Genomic DNA, 17,445 nt, shown 5'->3' with positions numbered 1-17,445 from the left:
CGACTTTATTAGCAATAATCCTAAAAACCAAGCAAATACAATCGGATAGATAAGACCTTGCTGATATATCTTTACGCTTATCCGCAACCCGGATGTTTGTTGAACCAACACCTGATGGCAATTCGGGTTGGCGAATCCAGACCAATCGCGGATAATCTCACTATTGAATATCAGCGAGTTGCCCTCCATATCGGCAGAGCGAATCCCCAAGAGACCATGAAACCGTCTATGCCTGAACAATATCGATACTCATTGCCGGCCAAAGCCGGTGATCTGCGCCAGCTTGGCGAGTTGACCGGCGCGGCCTGCGCTACCCTGGTGGCAGAGATGGCCGAACGCCACAAAGGCCCGGTGGTGCTGGTGGCACCTGACATGCAAAACGCGCTGCGTCTGAATGACGAGATCAGGCAGTTCACCGACAGCATGGTGATGGGGCTGGCTGACTGGGAAACGCTCCCCTACGACAGCTTCTCGCCGCACCAGGATATCATCTCCTCCCGTCTTGCCACCCTTTACCAGTTACCCACCATGCAGCGCGGCGTACTGATCGTCCCGGTCAGCACCCTGATGCAGCGCGTCTGTCCGCACAGCTTCCTTCACGGGCACGCGCTGGTGATGAAAAAGGGCCAGCGCCTGTCGCGCGATGCGCTGCGCGATCAGCTGGAGGGTGCCGGCTACCGCCATGTCGATCAGGTGATGGAGCACGGCGAATATGCCACCCGCGGCGCGCTGCTCGACCTGTTCCCGATGGGCAGCGATCAGCCCTACCGCCTCGATTTCTTTGACGATGAAATCGACAGCCTGCGCCTGTTCGACGTCGACAGCCAGCGCACGCTGGAGGAAGTGGCGGCCATTAACCTGCTGCCGGCGCACGAGTTTCCCACCGACCAGACCGCCATCGAGCTGTTCCGCAGCCAGTGGCGCGACCGTTTTGAGGTGAAGCGCGATGCCGAGCATATCTATCAGCAGGTCAGTAAAGGGACACTGCCTGCCGGTATCGAATACTGGCAGCCGCTGTTCTTCAGCGAGCCGCTGCCGCCGTTATTTAGCTATTTTCCGGCCAGCACCCTGATCGTCAACACCGGCGATCTCGAGGCCAGCGCGGAGCGTTTCCAGAATGAAGCACGCGCCCGCTTTGAAAACCGCGGTGTCGATCCGATGCGCCCGCTCCTGCCGCCGGAACTGCTGTGGCTGCGCAGCGATGAGCTGTTCGGCGAACTGAAAAAATGGCCGCGCGTACAGCTGAAAACCGAGCGCCTGGCGGACAAAGCGGCGAATACCAATCTGGGCTACCAGACGCTGCCGGATCTCGCGGTGCAGGCGCAAAACAAAGCGCCGCTGGATAATCTGCGCCGCTTCCTCGAGTCCTTTACCGGCCCGGTGATCTTCTCCGTGGAAAGCGAGGGTCGACGTGAAGCGCTGAGCGAAATGCTGGCGCGGATTAAAATTGCGCCAAAACACGTGCTGCGTCTGGAAGAAGCCACCGGCAATGGCCGCTATCTGATGATTGGCGCCGCCGAACACGGGTTTATTGACAGTCAGCGCGGCCTGGCGCTGATTTGCGAAAGCGACCTGCTCGGCGAGCGCGTGGCGCGCCGTCGGCAGGATTCACGTCGCACAATCAACCCTGACATCCTCATCCGCAACCTTGCCGAACTGCATATCGGCCAGCCGGTTGTCCACCTGGAGCACGGCGTGGGCCGCTATGCGGGAATGACCACCCTGGAAGCCGGCGGCATCACCGGCGAATACCTGATGCTGACCTACGCCAACGATGCCAGGCTATACGTTCCGGTATCCTCCCTGCATCTTATCAGCCGTTACGCCGGCGGGGCGGAAGAGAACGCGCCCCTGCACAAGCTGGGCGGCGATGCCTGGACCCGGGCGCGACAAAAAGCGGCTGAGAAAGTACGCGACGTGGCGGCAGAGCTGCTGGATATCTACGCCCAGCGCGCGGCGAAGGCGGGCTTTGCCTTTAAACACGACCGCGAACAGTATCAGCTGTTCTGCGACGGCTTCCCGTTTGAAACCACGCCGGATCAGGCGCAGGCGATTAACGCCGTCCTCAGCGATATGTGCCAGCCGCTGGCCATGGACCGCCTGGTGTGCGGCGATGTGGGCTTCGGTAAGACCGAAGTGGCTATGCGCGCCGCCTTCCTCGCCGTGGAGAACCACAAGCAGGTGGCGGTGCTGGTGCCGACCACCCTGCTGGCTCAGCAACACTATGACAACTTCCGCGATCGTTTCGCCAACTGGCCGGTACGCATCGAAATGCTCTCCCGCTTCCGCAGCGCTAAAGAGCAGGCGCAGATCCTCGAGCAGGCCGCGGAAGGCAAAATCGATATCTTAATCGGCACCCATAAGCTGTTGCAGAGCGAGGTGAAGCTGCGCGATCTGGGGCTGCTGATCGTCGACGAAGAGCACCGCTTTGGCGTTCGTCACAAAGAACGCATCAAAGCAATGCGCGCCGATGTCGATATCCTGACCCTCACCGCCACGCCGATCCCGCGGACGCTGAACATGGCGATGAGCGGGATGCGGGACCTGTCGATCATCGCCACGCCGCCGGCGCGCCGTCTGGCGGTGAAGACCTTCGTTCGCGAATACGACGCCCTGGTGGTGCGCGAGGCGATCCTGCGCGAAACGCTGCGCGGAGGCCAGGTCTACTATCTATTTAATGACGTCGAAAACATCCAGAAAGCCGCCGACAAGCTGGCGGAGCTGGTGCCGGAGGCGCGGATAGCCATCGGCCACGGCCAGATGCGGGAGCGCGAACTGGAGCGGGTGATGAATGACTTCCATCACCAGCGCTTCAATGTGCTGGTGTGCACCACCATCATCGAAACCGGGATCGACATTCCCACCGCCAACACCATCATCATCGAACGCGCCGACCATTTTGGCCTCGCCCAGCTGCACCAGCTGCGCGGCCGCGTTGGCCGTTCGCATCATCAGGCCTATGCCTGGCTGCTGACGCCGCATCCGAAAGCGATGACCACCGATGCGCAAAAGCGCCTTGAAGCCATTGCGTCGCTGGAAGATCTCGGCGCCGGCTTTGCGCTGGCGACCCACGATCTGGAGATTCGCGGGGCCGGGGAACTGCTCGGCGAAGATCAGAGCGGTCAGATGGAAACCATCGGCTTCTCTCTGTATATGGAGCTGCTGGAGAACGCAGTCGATGCGCTGAAAGCCGGACGCGAACCCTCGCTGGAAGATCTCACCAGCCAGCAGACGGAGGTCGAACTGCGCATGCCTTCCCTGCTGCCTGACGATTTCATCCCTGACGTCAATACGCGACTGTCATTCTATAAGCGCATTGCCAGCGCCAAAAACGAACTCGATCTGGAGGAGATCAAAGTCGAGCTGATCGATCGTTTTGGCCGCCTGCCCGATGCCGCCCGCAACCTGCTGGATATTGCCCGTCTGCGTCAGCAGGCGCAGAAACTGGGGATCCGCAAACTGGAAAGCAACGAAAAAGGCGGCGTGATTGAATTTAACGAGAAAAACAACGTCAATCCGGTGTGGTTGATCGGCCTGCTGCAGAAGCAGCCCCAGCACTTCCGGCTGGACGGGCCGACGCGCCTGAAATTCATGCAGGATCTGGAAGAGCGTAAAACGCGGATGGACTGGGTTCGCCAGTTTATGCGTCAGCTGGAAGAGAACGCCGTCGCCTGACTGGCAGGAGATACGGCCCCCTGGCCATATCTCCCTTCTTACATACCTGGCAATCTTTACAAACATTTTGCAATCCGCCTGGATTTCCCCACACAGACTCACGCCATAATCTCATCTGCTTTTCATATAAAAATAACCACTTATATATTTTGGAGTTATGGTAATGAGAAACCGTTTCCCCGTTACGCTCTGGCTGGCGCTGGTCGCGCTGGTCGCCGCGCTGGCTCTGCCCGCGCGCGCCAACACCTGGCCCCTTCCCCCGCCGGGCAGCCGGCTGGTAGGTCAGAATACGTTCCACGTGGTGCAGGATAACGGCGGTTCGCTGGAGGCGATTGCCAAAAAGTACAATGTCGGCTTTCTGGCCCTGCTGCAGGCCAATCCCGGGGTTGACCCCTATGTTCCCCGCGCCGGCAGCGTGCTGACCATCCCCCTGCAGACGCTGCTGCCCGATGCGCCGCGCGAAGGGCTGGTGATTAACCTTGCCGAGCTGCGCCTCTACTATTACCCGCCGGGTAAGAATGAAGTGACCGTCTACCCGATCGGCATCGGCCAGCTGGGCGGAACCACCATCACGCCGACGATGGTCACGACCGTGTCTGACAAGCGGGCCAATCCGACCTGGACGCCCACCGCTAACATTCGCGCCCGCTACAAGGCAATGGGGATTGAGCTGCCGGCGGTGGTGCCAGCCGGTCCTGACAACCCGATGGGCCATCACGCCATCCGCCTCGCCGCCTATGGCGGAGTCTATCTCCTGCACGGCACCAATGCCGATTTCGGCATCGGCATGCGCGTCAGCTCCGGCTGTATTCGTCTGCGCGACAACGATATCAAGGCGCTGTACAACGCCATTTCGCCAGGCACTAAGGTGAATATCATTAACACGCCGATCAAGGTATCGGTAGAGCCGGATGGCCGCCGTCTGGTTGAGGTCCATCAGCCGCTGTCTGAGCATATCGATGACGACCCGCAGACCTTGCCCATTACGCTTAACGCGACCATGACGGCGTTCAAACAGGCGCCGCAAACCGACGGGACGGTGATGGAGCGCGCGATGAATTACCGCTCGGGCATGCCCATTGACGTCACGCGTCATGCTGCCCCTGGACCGCAGTCGTTGTAGTCTTACGCTGCACAAAACAAAAAACCCGCCTGATGGCGGGTTTTTTGTTGGCAAGGGTCAAACAGGGGTACAACAGGGTCTTACTCATCGCTGTCCGGTGAAGGGGGCCGGGCAACGACGCATCGGGCTTACTTGTAGATAACAGCGGTGCCGTGAAGGGTATTCGGACCGGTTACCGAAGTAATACGGAATGAGGTGGCGCCCATCTCTTCTGCTTTCTGCGCCAGCTGATCTTCCAGCGAGCCCAGGTTGGTCCCGGCAGAAGCCGAGATGGTGCCTACTTTATGCTGACCCGCTGGGGTGGACTGCACCTCAACAGCGGCAAAGCTGGCGAAAGAGAGTGAGCTAAGAACGGCGGCAATAGCCAGAGTATTAACGGTTTTCATGATTATTATACCTGTGCAGATGAATTTTTTAGTAGGGCCGTAAGTATTAACTTAACGATCGATAGGTAAATAGTAATGTGATCTACATCACACGTCAACGCATTTTTATAACGATCGTTTAACTATTTATAAAATGCTTAAATTTCATACGCATATGATTTATTTATTTTTAAACCAACAGCGCTGGCCCCGGCGATCGTTTATTTTTATAATGGCCTTTCACCAAACCAACATAGGTACAACGGCACCATGACAACTGACGTTCAAAGTTGCGCCAAAAAAAGCCGTGGCCGACCGAAGGTGTTCGACAGGGATGCGGCGCTGGACAAAGCCATGACACTCTTCTGGCAGCACGGCTATGAGGCGACCTCGCTCGCCGATCTGGTCGAGGCGACAGGAGCAAAAGCCCCCACCCTGTATGCGGAATTTGTGAATAAAGAAGGCCTGTTCCGCGCAGTGTTGGATCGTTACATTTCGCGCTTTGCCGCGAAGCACGAAGCCGTGCTGTTGGCCGAAGGGAAATCCGTCGATCAGGCGTTGCGCGACTACTTCACGGCGGTCGCCACCTGCTTTACCAGCAAAGAGACGCCGGCCGGCTGCTTTATTATCAATACCTCCGCCGCGCTGGCCGCCTCCTCGACGGATATCGCCAATACCATCAAATCCCGCCATGCGATGCAGGAGCAGGCGCTCACTCAGTTTCTGCAGCAGCGGCAAGCGCAGGGCGAACTCCCCGCGGGCCGCGACGTCGCGCCGCTGGCGCAGTTTCTCAACTGTGTCCTGCAGGGGATGTCGATTAGCGCGCGGGAAGGCGCGGATTTCGACAAGCTGATGCAAATCACCGACACCACTCTCCGTCTCTGGCCGCAGATCCTCGAGTCCTGATGTGCCCTGCCTCCGGCGGTATTCTGCCGCCGGATCCACTCTCCTGTTGGCTTTATCCCCACAAAATAGATTGATTTTTATTACCTTTTCTCGTGCAAGATAAACGCAAATGATATTGATTGCGATATTCATTATGTGCAAAATCCTTTTTTGAGTTTTTCCAGATGTTTCGCATTGTAACTAATGCCGACCCGGCGTCGGCCTATAACAACGACAAAGCAACTTGCTCATAAAAGGAATGGATATGAAAAAGCGCCTCTGGGTGCTCCACCCCCTGCTGCTGGTCAGCTCGCTGCCTGCGCTGGCGGCTCAGTCTGATGAAGACAGCATCATCGTTAGTGCAAACCGCACCCATCGCACCGTGGCCGAAATGGCCCAAACCACCTGGGTCATTGAGGGCCAGGAGATTGAGCAGCAGGTCCAGGGCGGGAAAGAGTTCAAAGACGTGCTGGCGCAGCTGATCCCGGGCATCGATGTCAGCAGCCAGGGGCGCACCAATTACGGGATGAACATGCGCGGGCGCGCCATCGTCGTGCTGATCGACGGCGTCCGGCTCAATTCCTCACGCACCGACAGTCGCCAGCTCGACGCCATCGACCCCTTTAACATCGAACATATCGAAGTGATCTCCGGGGCGACCTCGCTGTACGGCGGAGGCAGTACCGGCGGGCTTATCAACATCGTCACCAAGAAAGGGCAGCAGGATCGCCAGGTCGATCTCGAGGTGGGCAGCAAGAGCGGGTTTGCGAACAGTAACGATCACGATGAGCGCATCGCGGCGGCCGTCAGCGGCGGGACAGACCATGCATCCGGGCGCTTATCGGTAGCCTATCAGCGTTTCGGCGGCTGGTACGATGGCAATAACGATGCGCTGATCCTCGATAACACGCAAACGGGGCTCCAGCACTCTGACCGCCTCGACGTGATGGGGACGGGGACGATTGAGATCGATGACAACCGCCAGCTGCAGCTTGTCACCCAGTATTATAAAAGCCAGGGCGATGATGACTACGGCCTGTGGCTCGGGAAGAACATGTCCGCGGTCACCAGCGGCGGCAAAGCGTACACCACCGACGGGCTCAATTCCGACCGTATCCCCGGTACAGAGCGGCACTTAATCAGCCTCCAGTACTCCGATGCCGACTTCTTCGGCCAGAATCTGGTGAGCCAGGTGTACTATCGCGATGAGTCCCTCACCTTCTATCCGTTCCCGACGCTTACGAAAGGCCAGGTCAGTAGCTTCTCCTCGTCGCAGCAGGATACCGATCAGTATGGGGCAAAGCTGACCCTTAACAGCCAGCCGCTGGCGGGATGGGATCTCACCTGGGGTCTCGACGCCGATCATGAGACCTTCAATGCCAACCAGATGTTCTTCGATCTGCAGCAATCGCTGGCGTCCGGCGGGCTGCACAACGAATCGATCTACACCACCGGCCGCTATCCGGGATACAGCATCTCCAACGTCGCGCCGTTCCTGCAGTCCAGCTACGATCTGAACGAGATCTTTACCGTCAGCGGCGGGGTACGCTACCAGTGGACAGAAAACCGGGTTGACGACTTTGTCGGCTACGCCCAGCAACAGGATATCGCCAACGGCAAAGCGCGCTCCGCCGACGCCATCAAAGGCGGCAAAACCGATTACGATAACTTCCTGTTTAACGCCGGGATCGTGGCGCATCTGACCGAGCGTCAGCAGACCTGGTTTAACTTCTCGCAGGGCGTCGAGCTGCCGGACCCCGGTAAATACTACGGCATCGGTAAATACGGCGCGGCGGTCAATGGCCATCTGCCGCTGATCTCCAGCGTCAACGTCGATGACTCGCCGCTGCAGGGGATCAAAGTTAACTCGTATGAGCTGGGCTGGCGCTACACCGGCGATAACCTGCGCACCCAGCTGGCGGCATATTACTCGACTTCGGATAAGACCATCGTCGTCAACCGCACCGACATGACCATCGACGTGCAGTCCGACAAACGGCGTATTTACGGCGTTGAGGGAGCGGTCGATTACTTTATTCCGGACAGCGACTGGAGCGTCGGCGGTAACTTCAACGTGCTGAAATCACAGGTGCAGACCGACGGCCGCTGGCAAAAATGGGATGTCACCCTCGCCTCACCGTCCAAAGCCACCGCCTGGGTGGGTTGGGCGCCGGATCCGTGGAGCCTGCGCGTGCAGAGCCAGCAGGTGTTTGACCTCAGCGACGCCGCCGGTAACAAGCTGGAAGGCTATAACACCGTTGATTTTATTGGCAGTTACGCGCTGCCGGTGGGGAAACTGACCTTCAGTATCGAAAACCTGCTTAACGAAGACTATGTCACCATCTGGGGCCAGCGGGCGCCGCTGCTCTACAGCCCGACCTACGGCAGTTCATCGCTGTACGAATACAAAGGCCGTGGCCGTACCTTCGGTCTGAATTACGCGTTAACCTTCTGATAAAAAAAGCCCCTCAGCCTGAGCGATTGAGGGGCTAATCACTACATAAATCTGTTTTTAGATTTTGTTGTTCAGGACCAGCTGGCCGTTGTTGTCCAGCGGGATCTGGCTGCCAGGATTGTGATCCATACGGATTTTCCCCTGCTGATCGCCTATTTTATAGGTCACATCGTAGCCCAGCATTTTATCGGATTTGTCATATACCGTTTTACAACGCTGCTGGGTGGTAGTGTAGGTATCGTTGTCCTGCATCGCCCCCTGCAGCTGGTTGCCGGCATAGCCGCCGCCCAGCGCACCTACCACTGTCGCTACACTACGTCCGCGACCGCCGCCAAACTGGTGGCCAATCACCCCACCGGCCACCGCGCCGAGTACCGAACCGGCGATACGGTTTTCATCCTGGACCGGACGACGATGGGTCACCGTGACATTGCGGCATTCCTGACGCGGCGTTTTCACGGTTTCTTTAATCGGTGTACTGGAGACCACTTGCGCATACTGCGGGCCGCGATCTAACACGTTGAGACCAGCGACAGCTGCAACGCCCAGCGCGGCAGCCACGCCTATCCCTATACCCGCCAACATAGATTTATTCACGGGAGATCCTCCTTTGTTGCTGTTGATACAATTTTGCAACCGGAGCCGGGAGGGCGCAAATCAGATAGCGGATGAAAAGTGCGAGAATTCGCAGCAAATCAAGGGGATTCAGAGGATTCCGAGCGGGATCGCCGCGGTTTCAGCAGAAGAGCCCGGAGCGCCGTCAGGGCGGCTCCGGGTAAAGACAGCGTATTAGTGCAGCTTAAGACGCGGGCGAATGATGCGGTTGATGCGCCCGACCAGCATCATCAGGCCGGTTTTGAAATAGCCGTGCAGGGCGATCTGGTGCATACGGTACAGGGAGATGTACACGAAGCGCGCAATACGCCCTTCCACCATCATCGAGCCGCGCATCAGGTTACCCATCAGGCTGCCGACGGTGGAGTAATTGGACAGCGACACCAGCGAGCCATGGTCTTTATAGGTATACGCCTTCAGCGGTTTGCCTTTCATCTGCGCCAGGATGTTGTTCAGCGCGCAGGTAGCCATCTGGTGCGCCGCCTGGGCCCGCGGAGGGACAAAGCCGCCTTCCGGACGCGCACAGGAGGCGCAGTCGCCGATGGCGAAAATATCCGCATCGCGGGTGGTCTGCAGCGTCGGCTCGACCACCAGCTGATTGATACGGTTGGTTTCGAGGCCGCCGATCTCTTTCATGAAATCTGGCGCTTTGATCCCGGCCGCCCAGACCATCAGATCCGCTTCAATATATTCGCCATCTTTGGTGTGCAGACCGCCTGCATCCGCGCTGGTGACCATGGTCTGCGTCAGCACCCGTACGCCCAGCTTGGTCAGCTCATTATGCGCCGCCCCGGAAATGCGCGGCGGCAGTGCGGGCAGAATACGCTCGCCCGCCTCGACCAGCGTGACGTTCAGCGCTTCGTTAGTCAGCCCTTTGTAGCCGTAGCTGTGCAGTTGTTTCACCGCATTATGCAGTTCAGCGGAGAGTTCCACGCCGGTGGCGCCGCCGCCGACAATGGCGATGTTCACTTTACCGTTGGCACCCAGGTTGGCGGAGTATTTGAGGAACAGGTTGAGCATTTCCTGATGGAAACGACGCGCCTGATGCGGGTTGTCGAGGAAAATGCAGTTCTCTTTCACGCCAGGGGTGTTGAAGTCATTCGAGGTACTGCCCAACGCCATCACCAGCGTGTCGTACGGCAGTTTACGCTCAGCCACCAGCAGCTCGCCTTTTTCATTACGCAGCTCGCCGAGGGTGATGGTCTTCCCTTCGCGGTTGATATCCACCACCGAGCCCAGCTGGAACTGGAAACCGTGGTTGCGGGCATGGGCCAGATAGCTCAGCGCATCGACACCTTCATCCAGAGAACCGGTGGCCACTTCATGCAGCAGCGGCTTCCACAGATGGCTGTGGTTACGGTCCACCAGGGTGATTTTCGCTTTTTTATGGCGCCCTAACTTTTTCCCCAGCTGAGTTGCCAGTTCCAGTCCGCCAGCGCCGCCACCCACAATTACGATTTTTTTCAATGGCGTAGTCATGTGTACCCCTAAAATTATTAACCAATTGTTAAATAAAAGTTATGATAATAGCCTTTATTTAACAACAAGTTACGTCAATGAAACCATTCAGCACCGTCGAGAATACCATGAACGGTGCATTGGTCATACCAAAATTGATATGCATCAAGTTTTGTCGCGTATTTTTTCAGCGAAACCAATAAGTGTAGGCATAAAAAAACCCGCGCGGTGAACACGGCGCGGGTTTGGCGACAGGGGAAAAGGCTTAACCGAGGGTTTTAAACGCTTTCAGCCGCTGCAGGTGCGGCGAGATGTTTTTAAATTTATGGGTCTGCTCTTCATCCCAGATAATTTCATAATAGTGGTGCAGAAGATCGGCGGAACGCTGGCTGTCCAGCGCTTCGTCCTGCCGGGAAAGCACCACCAGACAGCGATCGCGATTCTTCTCACGGAAGTTGGTTACACACTTGGTGGCGATGTCAGCATACTCTTCCGGGCGGTCGATTTTGCCTTCCATGTTCTCATGCGGAAACAGGTTTGGATTGAACACCGCCTGGCGGATATCGCACAGAAAACCAATCCGCTCCGCCCAGTAGCCGCCAAGTCCGACGCCGCAGATCAGCGGCCGGTCATCGGCGGTAAGCTGCAGCATTTTATCGACCTCTTTCAGCAGATGCTGCATGTCGTGCTTGGGGTGGCGCGTGCTGTAGCTAATCAACCGCACGTCCGGGTCGATAAACTGCAGCTGCATCACCTTCTCATGGTTACCGGGGCTGTTCGAGTCAAAACCGTGTAAATAGATAATCATCGCATCCTCACCAGACAACAACGCCCCGCAGAGCGTTACGCGGACTTCGCCTCTTGCCAGCGCGCATGAAGCTGCTCCAGCTGGGCACTCACCGTTTTCCAACGGGCTGAATCCCTTAACTCCTGACGGGAAAAGGAACCTTTATGATACAATTTCGTAACACGCTCTGCTTTGATCGGCGACAGGTTATCCAGCACACTGACCGCGCCCTTACGATTATTGCAGACCAGTATCATATCGCAACCGGCGTCCAGCGACGCCTGACCGCGTTCGGCATAGCTGCCCATGATCGCCGCCCCTTCCATCGACAGATCGTCGGAGAAAATCACCCCGTCGAAGCCCAGCTCGCCGCGCAGCACCGTTTTCAGCCAGTACGCTGAACCGCTGGCCGGACGCGGGTCGAGCTCCGGGTAAATCACATGCGCGGGCATGATGGCATCCAGACGCTGTTCGGCGATGAGGCTTTTGAATACCGCCATATCGTGGTCGCGAATCACCGATGCCGGCCGCGGATCGAACGGGGTCTCTTTGTGCGAATCGGCAGTCACCGCCCCGTGCCCCGGGAAGTGTTTACCGGTGGTTTTCATACCCGCGGCGTGCATCCCGTCAATAAAGTGACGCGCCATCGTCAGCGCTTTCTGCGGATCTTCATGATAAGAACGTTCGCCGATCGCGGCGCTGATATGGCCGACGTCCAGCACAGGCGCAAAGCTGATATCAATATCCATGGCGATCATTTCGCTGGCCATCAGCCAGCCGGCCTCGGCGGCCAGTTTGCCCCCCTCTTCCATCCCCAGCAGCGCGGCGAAAGACTGGGCCGCCGGTAAACGGGTAAAGCCTTCGCGGAAACGCTGAACGCGTCCCCCTTCCTGATCGACCGCCACCACCAGATGGTTCCGGGAGGCATCGCGGATCTGGCGCACCAGCTCCCGCAGCTGCGCCGGATCGTGATAATTACGGGTAAAGAGGATCAACCCTCCCACCAGCGGATGCGCCAGAATCTCTCGCTCTTCCGCATCCAGTTCATACCCTTCGACATCCAACATGACTGGGCCCACACTGACCTCTCTTATCCTTTACGTTCGTTGTCTAACTGACACCATATTTCATCTGCCAGCGTGATAAATTGCCGATCGCCGCTCTGCTGCCAGCGCATTTCATACCATCCCGCCATCAGCAGCAATACCCACGGGCGCCAAAGTACAACCTGCCGCCAAAGCTGCTGCGCGTCGATGGCCGCCCACCGGGCATACGCCGCCACCAGCTGGCGGCGCTGGTGAGGGGAAATCCACACCGCGGCCAGCTCCAGCGCGATATCGCCATCGCCGGCATATTCCCAGTCGATCAGCCTCAGGCCGGACTCGCTGTGGATAATATTGCCGGCATGGACGTCCATATGCAGCGGCGCCAGCCGCAGAGGACGGGGCTCGCCCCGGCGACGCAGCCGCTGATGCCAGCGCAGCCAGCGCGGCGTGCGCCGTGCCGGATCGCACGTCTGCCAGTACTGGGCCAGCAGCGGTGCGAGGGTAACACGCCAGCCGAATCGCGGTTGCTGATGCACGTCATACAATAAGTCTGACAGCATAGGGCAGGCCGGTAACTCGCTTTTCACCTCCCCTGCGCAATATTCCACCACCATCCAGCAGGGTGAGTAAAACAGCGGGGCTGGCGCCAGCCTGGCAGGCAGTTGGCGGAGCGCGCGATACTGACGGCGGAAATAACAGGAAGCGGCTGATGGGTCGTGCGGCTGACGTAGCACGTGCCGCTGGTCGCCGTCGCTGATAATCACACTGCCGCCGCTGAGGCCATTCTGGCTCAGCGAGGCGACAGGATGATAGCGGGGGAAGAAGCGCGACAAGAGCTCATCGCGCGTCAGCTTATTGTTGCTGAACAGCACCTTTACCTGACCAGATAATCTCGCCGGTTTGCACCAGCATCAACTGCATCTTCAGTTCAGGCGCGTTGACGTTGCCGGTGGCATTGGAGTAAAGCACATACTGCGCGCCCACGTTGCGGGCGATCCCCATGGCTTTACTGCGGCTGCCGAGGCTGTCCTGCGGCGACAGGCCCAGCTGCTGTTTGGCGACCCCCAGCTGCTGCGCCGAGACCAGCGTAAACTTGCCGTTGCCGGCCAGCGCATTACGCAGCGCGGTAGTGGCTTCTCCCGCATTCAGCGTACCATTGGTGCGGTTGTTCACGCTGTCAACCAGCAGAATACTGCCCGCATTGACGCCGCTGGCCTGCAGCATCTGCCCCACCAGCGGCTGGACCGCGCCGTTCCAGTCATAATGACGCACGCGCGGCGCCGGCTGACCAGACTGCTGATCCTGATGCTCAATGGGCCCCGGCTGCGACGGTACGGCAGGAACCGCCGGTACCGTCGGCACCGTGGGCTGCGGCTGCGCAGGCTGCTGCGGCTGCGGTTTGGCTTCTTCGACCGGCGCAGGCTGCTCACGTAACCCCGCACAGCCTGCGAGGAATATCGCCAGTGCTGTGATTAACGCATAGCGACACATTTTCATCATTATAATTACCCCTTACAGATAAAGATAAAGGCGGGCCTTATGCGCCCCCAGGATATTGGCGCTACCATACAATGTCACCGAAGAGCGTGCCGGAACCACGATGGTGCGCGGCGCGTCCAGCGGATGCATCTCCAGCCCTCGGGCGTCATACCAGAAAAAACGATAGTGCACGGTGACCGGCTGCTGGCGCTCGTTATACAGCGTTGAGGAGGCGGTAGCCTGAATCTCCGTCGCCACCACGGCAGGCTCGCTGGCGCTGATCCCGGCCGCCAGCACGCTCGACTCCATCACCAGCGCCTGCTGGTCAGAAACCGGGATCTCCGGATGTGAACTACACCCGGCCAGCAGTCCCGCCGCCAGGCAAGCGCCCAAAAGGGTCCTGAGCATGGCGTTAGCCTTTATGCGCCAGCATCGGGCCCAGCGGACGACCGCCCAGCAGATGCATGTGGATATGGTAAACTTCCTGGCCGCCGTGGCGGTTGCAATTAACGATCAAACGGTAGCCATCGTCGGCAAGACCTTCATCGCGGGCGATCTTCGCCGCGACGGTCATCATCCGGCCCAGCGCCAGCTCATGTTCGGTGGTGACGTCATTCACGGTAGGAATCAGAACATTCGGGACAATCAGAATGTGGGTGGGTGCCTGCGGGGAGATGTCGCGAAAAGCGGTCACAAGCTCATCCTGATAGACAATATCCGACGGGATCTCCCGGCGAATGATTTTGCTGAAAATCGTTTCTTCTGCCATGACTGATTCCTTATTAGTTTTATCCCATACGCTGGCCTGCTTCTGCAGATAAACGCGGACGCACAGGTTCAGATAAGAGTATGAGCGACATCCTCCCTCTCTTTCAACCTGAAAGCAGTTTTTCTTATTCAACTATAGACTTAGCTGCTGAGGGATTAAGCATTTGCCGGATACTCTTCAGGGTTATCGCCTCAGAAAACCTCACCTCGTAACGTAAAAAAGGCAGCCAATAGGCTGCCTTAGTCTCCCCGATACTACGTCTTAACTGTTACGGATGTACTCATCCATTTCAGTTTTCAGGTTATCGGACTTGGTACCGAAGATGGCCTGTACGCCAGAACCTGCCACTACCACGCCAGCGGCGCCCAGTTTTTTCAGGCCAGCCTGGTCAACTTTCGCTACATCCGCCACGCTAACACGCAGACGAGTAATACATGCGTCGAGGTTGGTGATGTTCTCTTTACCGCCGAAAGCGGCGATCAGAGCCGGAGCCATCTCGCTGGTTGCGCCAGCTTTGCTCTCTTCGGTGGTATCTTCACGACCCGGTGTTTTCAGATCCAGGGCTTTAATCAGCACGCGGAAAATGACGTAGTACACGATCGCATAGCAGATACCGACAATCGGGAACAGCCACAGCTTGCTGCTGTTACCGGACAGGACGATAAAGTCGATCAGGCCGTGAGAGAACGAGGTACCGTCACGCATACCCAGCAGGATACAGATCGGGAACGCCAGACCCGCCAGAATGGCATGGATAACGTACAGGATCGGCGCCACGAACATGAAGGAGAACTCGATCGGCTCGGTGATACCGGTCAGGAACGAGGTCAGCGCGGCGGAGATCATGATACCGCCCACTTTGGCGCGGTTTTCCGGTTTAGCAGAGTGCCAAATCGCGATTGCCGCTGCCGGCAGACCGTACATTTTGAACAGGAAGCCGCCAGACAGTTTGCCCGCGGTCGGGTCGCCTGCCATGTAGCGCGGGATATCGCCGTGGAACACCTGACCAGCCGCGTTGGTGTATTCGCCGATCTGCATCTGGAAAGGAACGTTCCAGATGTGGTGCAGACCAAACGGCACCAGGCAACGCTCGATGAAACCGTAGATACCAAACGCTACCACCGGGTTCTGATAAGCAGCCCACTGGGAGAAGGTCTGGATCGCGGAACCGATCGGCGGCCAAATGAAGGAGAGGATCACGCCGGTGAAGATAGCGGCCAGACCAGAGATAATCGGTACAAAGCGCTTGCCCGCAAAGAAGCCCAGGTATTCTGGCAGCTTGATACGATAGAAGCGGTTGAACATGTACGCGGCGATAGCACCGGAGATAATACCGCCAAGCACGCCGGTATCAGCCAGGTGTTTTGCCGCAATCTCTTCAGCAGGTAAATGCAGCACCAGCGGCGCAACCACCGCCATGGTTTTCACCATGATGCCGTAAGCCACGACTGCAGCCAGTGCGGATACACCGTCGTTATTGGTGAAGCCGAGGGCCACACCGATAGCGAAGATCAGCGGCATGTTGGCGAAAACTGAACCGCCTGCTTCTGCCATAACGTGGGAGACCACGGCTGGCAGCCAGCTGAAGTTTGCGGAACCGACGCCCAGCAGGATACCTGCGATAGGCAGTACGGATACCGGCAGCATCAGCGATTTACCGACCTTCTGCAGGTTAGCAAATGCATTCTTAAACATAATTGAGAGTGCTCCTGAGTATTTGGTACTTTTTTACGTTTTCACGCATTGGCCCGGGGGGAGAACCGTGCCGTGGACAGGACATCTAAGCGCCCTTTATTTATTACACAGAGTAAAATAATTAACGGGATGATTGTTTGACGGCTATCACGTTTCAATCAGCCTTCCGGTAAAAATTTACATCAGCTTACATAAGTTGTATCCAGATGTTGCCAAAAAACCTTCACCGCCACTTTTGTGGCGGTGAACTTTACTCGCTTTGGTTATTAATTACGAGCCTTAAAATAATAAGCAGATCAAGCAGGTTGTAAGCGGGCGGGGTCAATATGGAACAGAGTGGCAAAATTATCGGTGGTCTGCTGGGCCAGTTGCTCCAGCGACACGCCTTTCAGTACCGCCATGTATTCCGCAACGTCACGGACCAGCGCCGGCTGGTTCTCTTTGCCGCGATGGGGGACTGGCGCCAGGTACGGCGAATCGGTCTCCACCAGCAGGCGATCCAGCGGAACATAGCGCGCCGCATCGCGCAGCTGCTCGGCGTTACGAAAAGTGACGATACCGGAAAACGAGATATAGAACCCCATGTCGAGCAATTTACCCGCTGTCTCCCTGTCCTCAGTGAAACAGTGTAGTACGCCACCGCAATCCGTCACCTTTTCTTCGCGTAAAATGGCCAGGGTATCGGCGCGCGCGTCACGGGTGTGGACGATCACCGGCTTATTCAGCTCGCGGCCAATGCGTATGTGGTCGCGAAACGAGGTTTGCTGCTGGGCTTTGGTTTCCGGGGTATAAAAATAATCCAGACCGGTCTCCCCCATCGCCACAACGCCCTCTTCCGCCGCCAGCGTGCGCAGGGTCTCCACCTCGTAGGCTTCGTCCTGGTTTAACGGATGCACGCCGCAGGAGAAGACGACGTTGTCACGCGTCCCCACCAGCTCACGCATACTGCGGTAGCCGGGCAAGGTCGTGGCGACCGCCAGGCAGAATTTCACATCGCGTGCGGCCGCTTTTGCCAGCACGTCGTCGACGTTTTTGTGCAGAGTTTGATAATCCAGACCATCAAGATGGCAGTGGGAGTCGACTAAAAACATAA

17 protein-coding genes and 1 pseudogene are annotated in these 17,445 nt (G+C 57.7%); 5 read left to right on the top strand and 13 right to left on the bottom strand.

The window, feature by feature from the left end; genetic code table 11:
• Positions 1-66 precede the first annotated feature (66 nt).
• Positions 67-189 (bottom strand): annotated as a pseudogene (locus FHW76_RS25995) (hypothetical protein); the annotation flags it as partial.
• A 39-nt stretch (positions 190-228) separates the two neighbouring features.
• Here FHW76_RS25995 and mfd point away from each other — a divergent pair.
• Positions 229-3,675: a transcription-repair coupling factor gene (gene mfd / locus FHW76_RS25990; RefSeq protein WP_023339892.1), complete on the top strand. Its 3,447-nt coding sequence runs from the start codon at positions 229-231 to the stop codon at positions 3,673-3,675.
• A gap of 163 nt (positions 3,676-3,838) precedes the next feature.
• Positions 3,839-4,798, top strand: a complete 960-nt coding sequence (locus FHW76_RS25985; protein ID WP_022065353.1) for a L,D-transpeptidase family protein — start codon at positions 3,839-3,841, stop codon at positions 4,796-4,798.
• A gap of 128 nt (positions 4,799-4,926) precedes the next feature.
• Here the strand turns inward: FHW76_RS25985 and bhsA are convergent, their stop codons facing one another.
• Entirely contained in the window at positions 4,927-5,184 is a 258-nt protein-coding gene (gene bhsA / locus FHW76_RS25980) for a multiple stress resistance protein BhsA (RefSeq protein WP_022065354.1), read from the bottom strand.
• Between the two features lie 133 nt (positions 5,185-5,317).
• Here bhsA and FHW76_RS25975 point away from each other — a divergent pair, with 133 nt between their 5' ends.
• Both FHW76_RS25975 and FHW76_RS25970 read left to right on the top strand, forming a co-directional pair.
• Positions 5,318-5,437, top strand: coding sequence for a hypothetical protein (locus FHW76_RS25975; RefSeq protein WP_046622381.1), 120 nt, complete (start codon positions 5,318-5,320; stop codon positions 5,435-5,437).
• A complete protein-coding gene (locus FHW76_RS25970) occupies positions 5,434-6,069 on the top strand; it encodes a TetR/AcrR family transcriptional regulator (protein ID WP_008806001.1) in 636 nt (211 codons plus the stop codon). Before FHW76_RS25975 ends, FHW76_RS25970 begins: the two co-directional genes overlap by 4 nt.
• Before the next feature lie 52 nt (positions 6,070-6,121).
• Here the strand turns inward: FHW76_RS25970 and FHW76_RS25965 are convergent, their stop codons facing one another.
• Positions 6,122-6,244 (bottom strand): hypothetical protein, encoded by a 123-nt coding sequence (locus FHW76_RS25965; protein WP_012542233.1) that lies wholly within the window; start codon positions 6,242-6,244, stop codon positions 6,122-6,124.
• A gap of 69 nt (positions 6,245-6,313) precedes the next feature.
• Here FHW76_RS25965 and FHW76_RS25960 point away from each other — a divergent pair, with 69 nt between their 5' ends.
• Positions 6,314-8,503 (top strand): TonB-dependent siderophore receptor, encoded by a 2,190-nt coding sequence (locus FHW76_RS25960; RefSeq protein WP_022065355.1) that lies wholly within the window; start codon positions 6,314-6,316, stop codon positions 8,501-8,503.
• Positions 8,504-8,560: 57 nt separating this feature from the next.
• Here FHW76_RS25960 and FHW76_RS25955 read toward each other — a convergent pair whose 3' ends face one another.
• The 10 genes from FHW76_RS25955 to FHW76_RS25910 all read right to left on the bottom strand — a co-directional run bounded on the left by FHW76_RS25955 (position 8,561) and on the right by FHW76_RS25910 (position 17,443).
• Positions 8,561-9,100, bottom strand: a complete 540-nt coding sequence (locus FHW76_RS25955) for a glycine zipper 2TM domain-containing protein (protein WP_008805999.1) — start codon at positions 9,098-9,100, stop codon at positions 8,561-8,563.
• A gap of 192 nt (positions 9,101-9,292) precedes the next feature.
• Complete coding sequence (locus FHW76_RS25950; RefSeq protein ID WP_008805997.1) at positions 9,293-10,597, bottom strand: NAD(P)/FAD-dependent oxidoreductase; 1,305 nt, start codon at positions 10,595-10,597, stop codon at positions 9,293-9,295.
• A gap of 244 nt (positions 10,598-10,841) precedes the next feature.
• Positions 10,842-11,384, bottom strand: coding sequence for an alpha/beta hydrolase YcfP (gene ycfP, locus FHW76_RS25945; protein WP_002900775.1), 543 nt, complete (start codon positions 11,382-11,384; stop codon positions 10,842-10,844).
• Positions 11,385-11,419: 35 nt separating this feature from the next.
• Complete coding sequence (nagZ, locus tag FHW76_RS25940; RefSeq protein WP_162494430.1) at positions 11,420-12,430, bottom strand: beta-N-acetylhexosaminidase; 1,011 nt, start codon at positions 12,428-12,430, stop codon at positions 11,420-11,422.
• A 23-nt stretch (positions 12,431-12,453) separates the two neighbouring features.
• Positions 12,454-13,281 carry a thiamine kinase gene (thiK, locus tag FHW76_RS25935; RefSeq protein WP_183477086.1) on the bottom strand — a complete coding sequence of 276 codons (828 nt, stop codon included), beginning with the start codon at positions 13,279-13,281 and terminating at the stop codon, positions 12,454-12,456.
• On the bottom strand, positions 13,262-13,900 hold the full coding sequence (gene lpoB, locus FHW76_RS25930) for a penicillin-binding protein activator LpoB (RefSeq protein ID WP_162493324.1): 639 nt from the start codon (positions 13,898-13,900) through the stop codon (positions 13,262-13,264). Before lpoB ends, thiK begins: the two co-directional genes overlap by 20 nt.
• 21 nt (positions 13,901-13,921) lie before the next feature.
• Positions 13,922-14,296 (bottom strand): YcfL family protein, encoded by a 375-nt coding sequence (locus tag FHW76_RS25925; RefSeq protein ID WP_002900683.1) that lies wholly within the window; start codon positions 14,294-14,296, stop codon positions 13,922-13,924.
• Positions 14,297-14,300: 4 nt separating this feature from the next.
• Positions 14,301-14,657, bottom strand: a complete 357-nt coding sequence (gene hinT, locus FHW76_RS25920) for a purine nucleoside phosphoramidase (protein WP_004204571.1) — start codon at positions 14,655-14,657, stop codon at positions 14,301-14,303.
• Positions 14,658-14,918: 261 nt separating this feature from the next.
• A complete protein-coding gene (gene ptsG, locus FHW76_RS25915) occupies positions 14,919-16,352 on the bottom strand; it encodes a PTS glucose transporter subunit IIBC (RefSeq protein WP_008805993.1) in 1,434 nt (477 codons plus the stop codon).
• Between the two features lie 296 nt (positions 16,353-16,648).
• Positions 16,649-17,443: a metal-dependent hydrolase gene (locus tag FHW76_RS25910; RefSeq protein ID WP_008805992.1), complete on the bottom strand. Its 795-nt coding sequence runs from the start codon at positions 17,441-17,443 to the stop codon at positions 16,649-16,651.
• Positions 17,444-17,445: the final 2 nt, after the last annotated feature.

It is taken from the genome of Klebsiella sp. RC2 (genome assembly GCF_014192815.1).
GTDB classification, from domain to species: domain Bacteria; phylum Pseudomonadota; class Gammaproteobacteria; order Enterobacterales; family Enterobacteriaceae; genus Klebsiella; species Klebsiella variicola.
The sequence above is the reverse complement of the archived record's forward strand: the minus strand, read 5'-3'. Positions and strand labels throughout refer to the sequence as shown.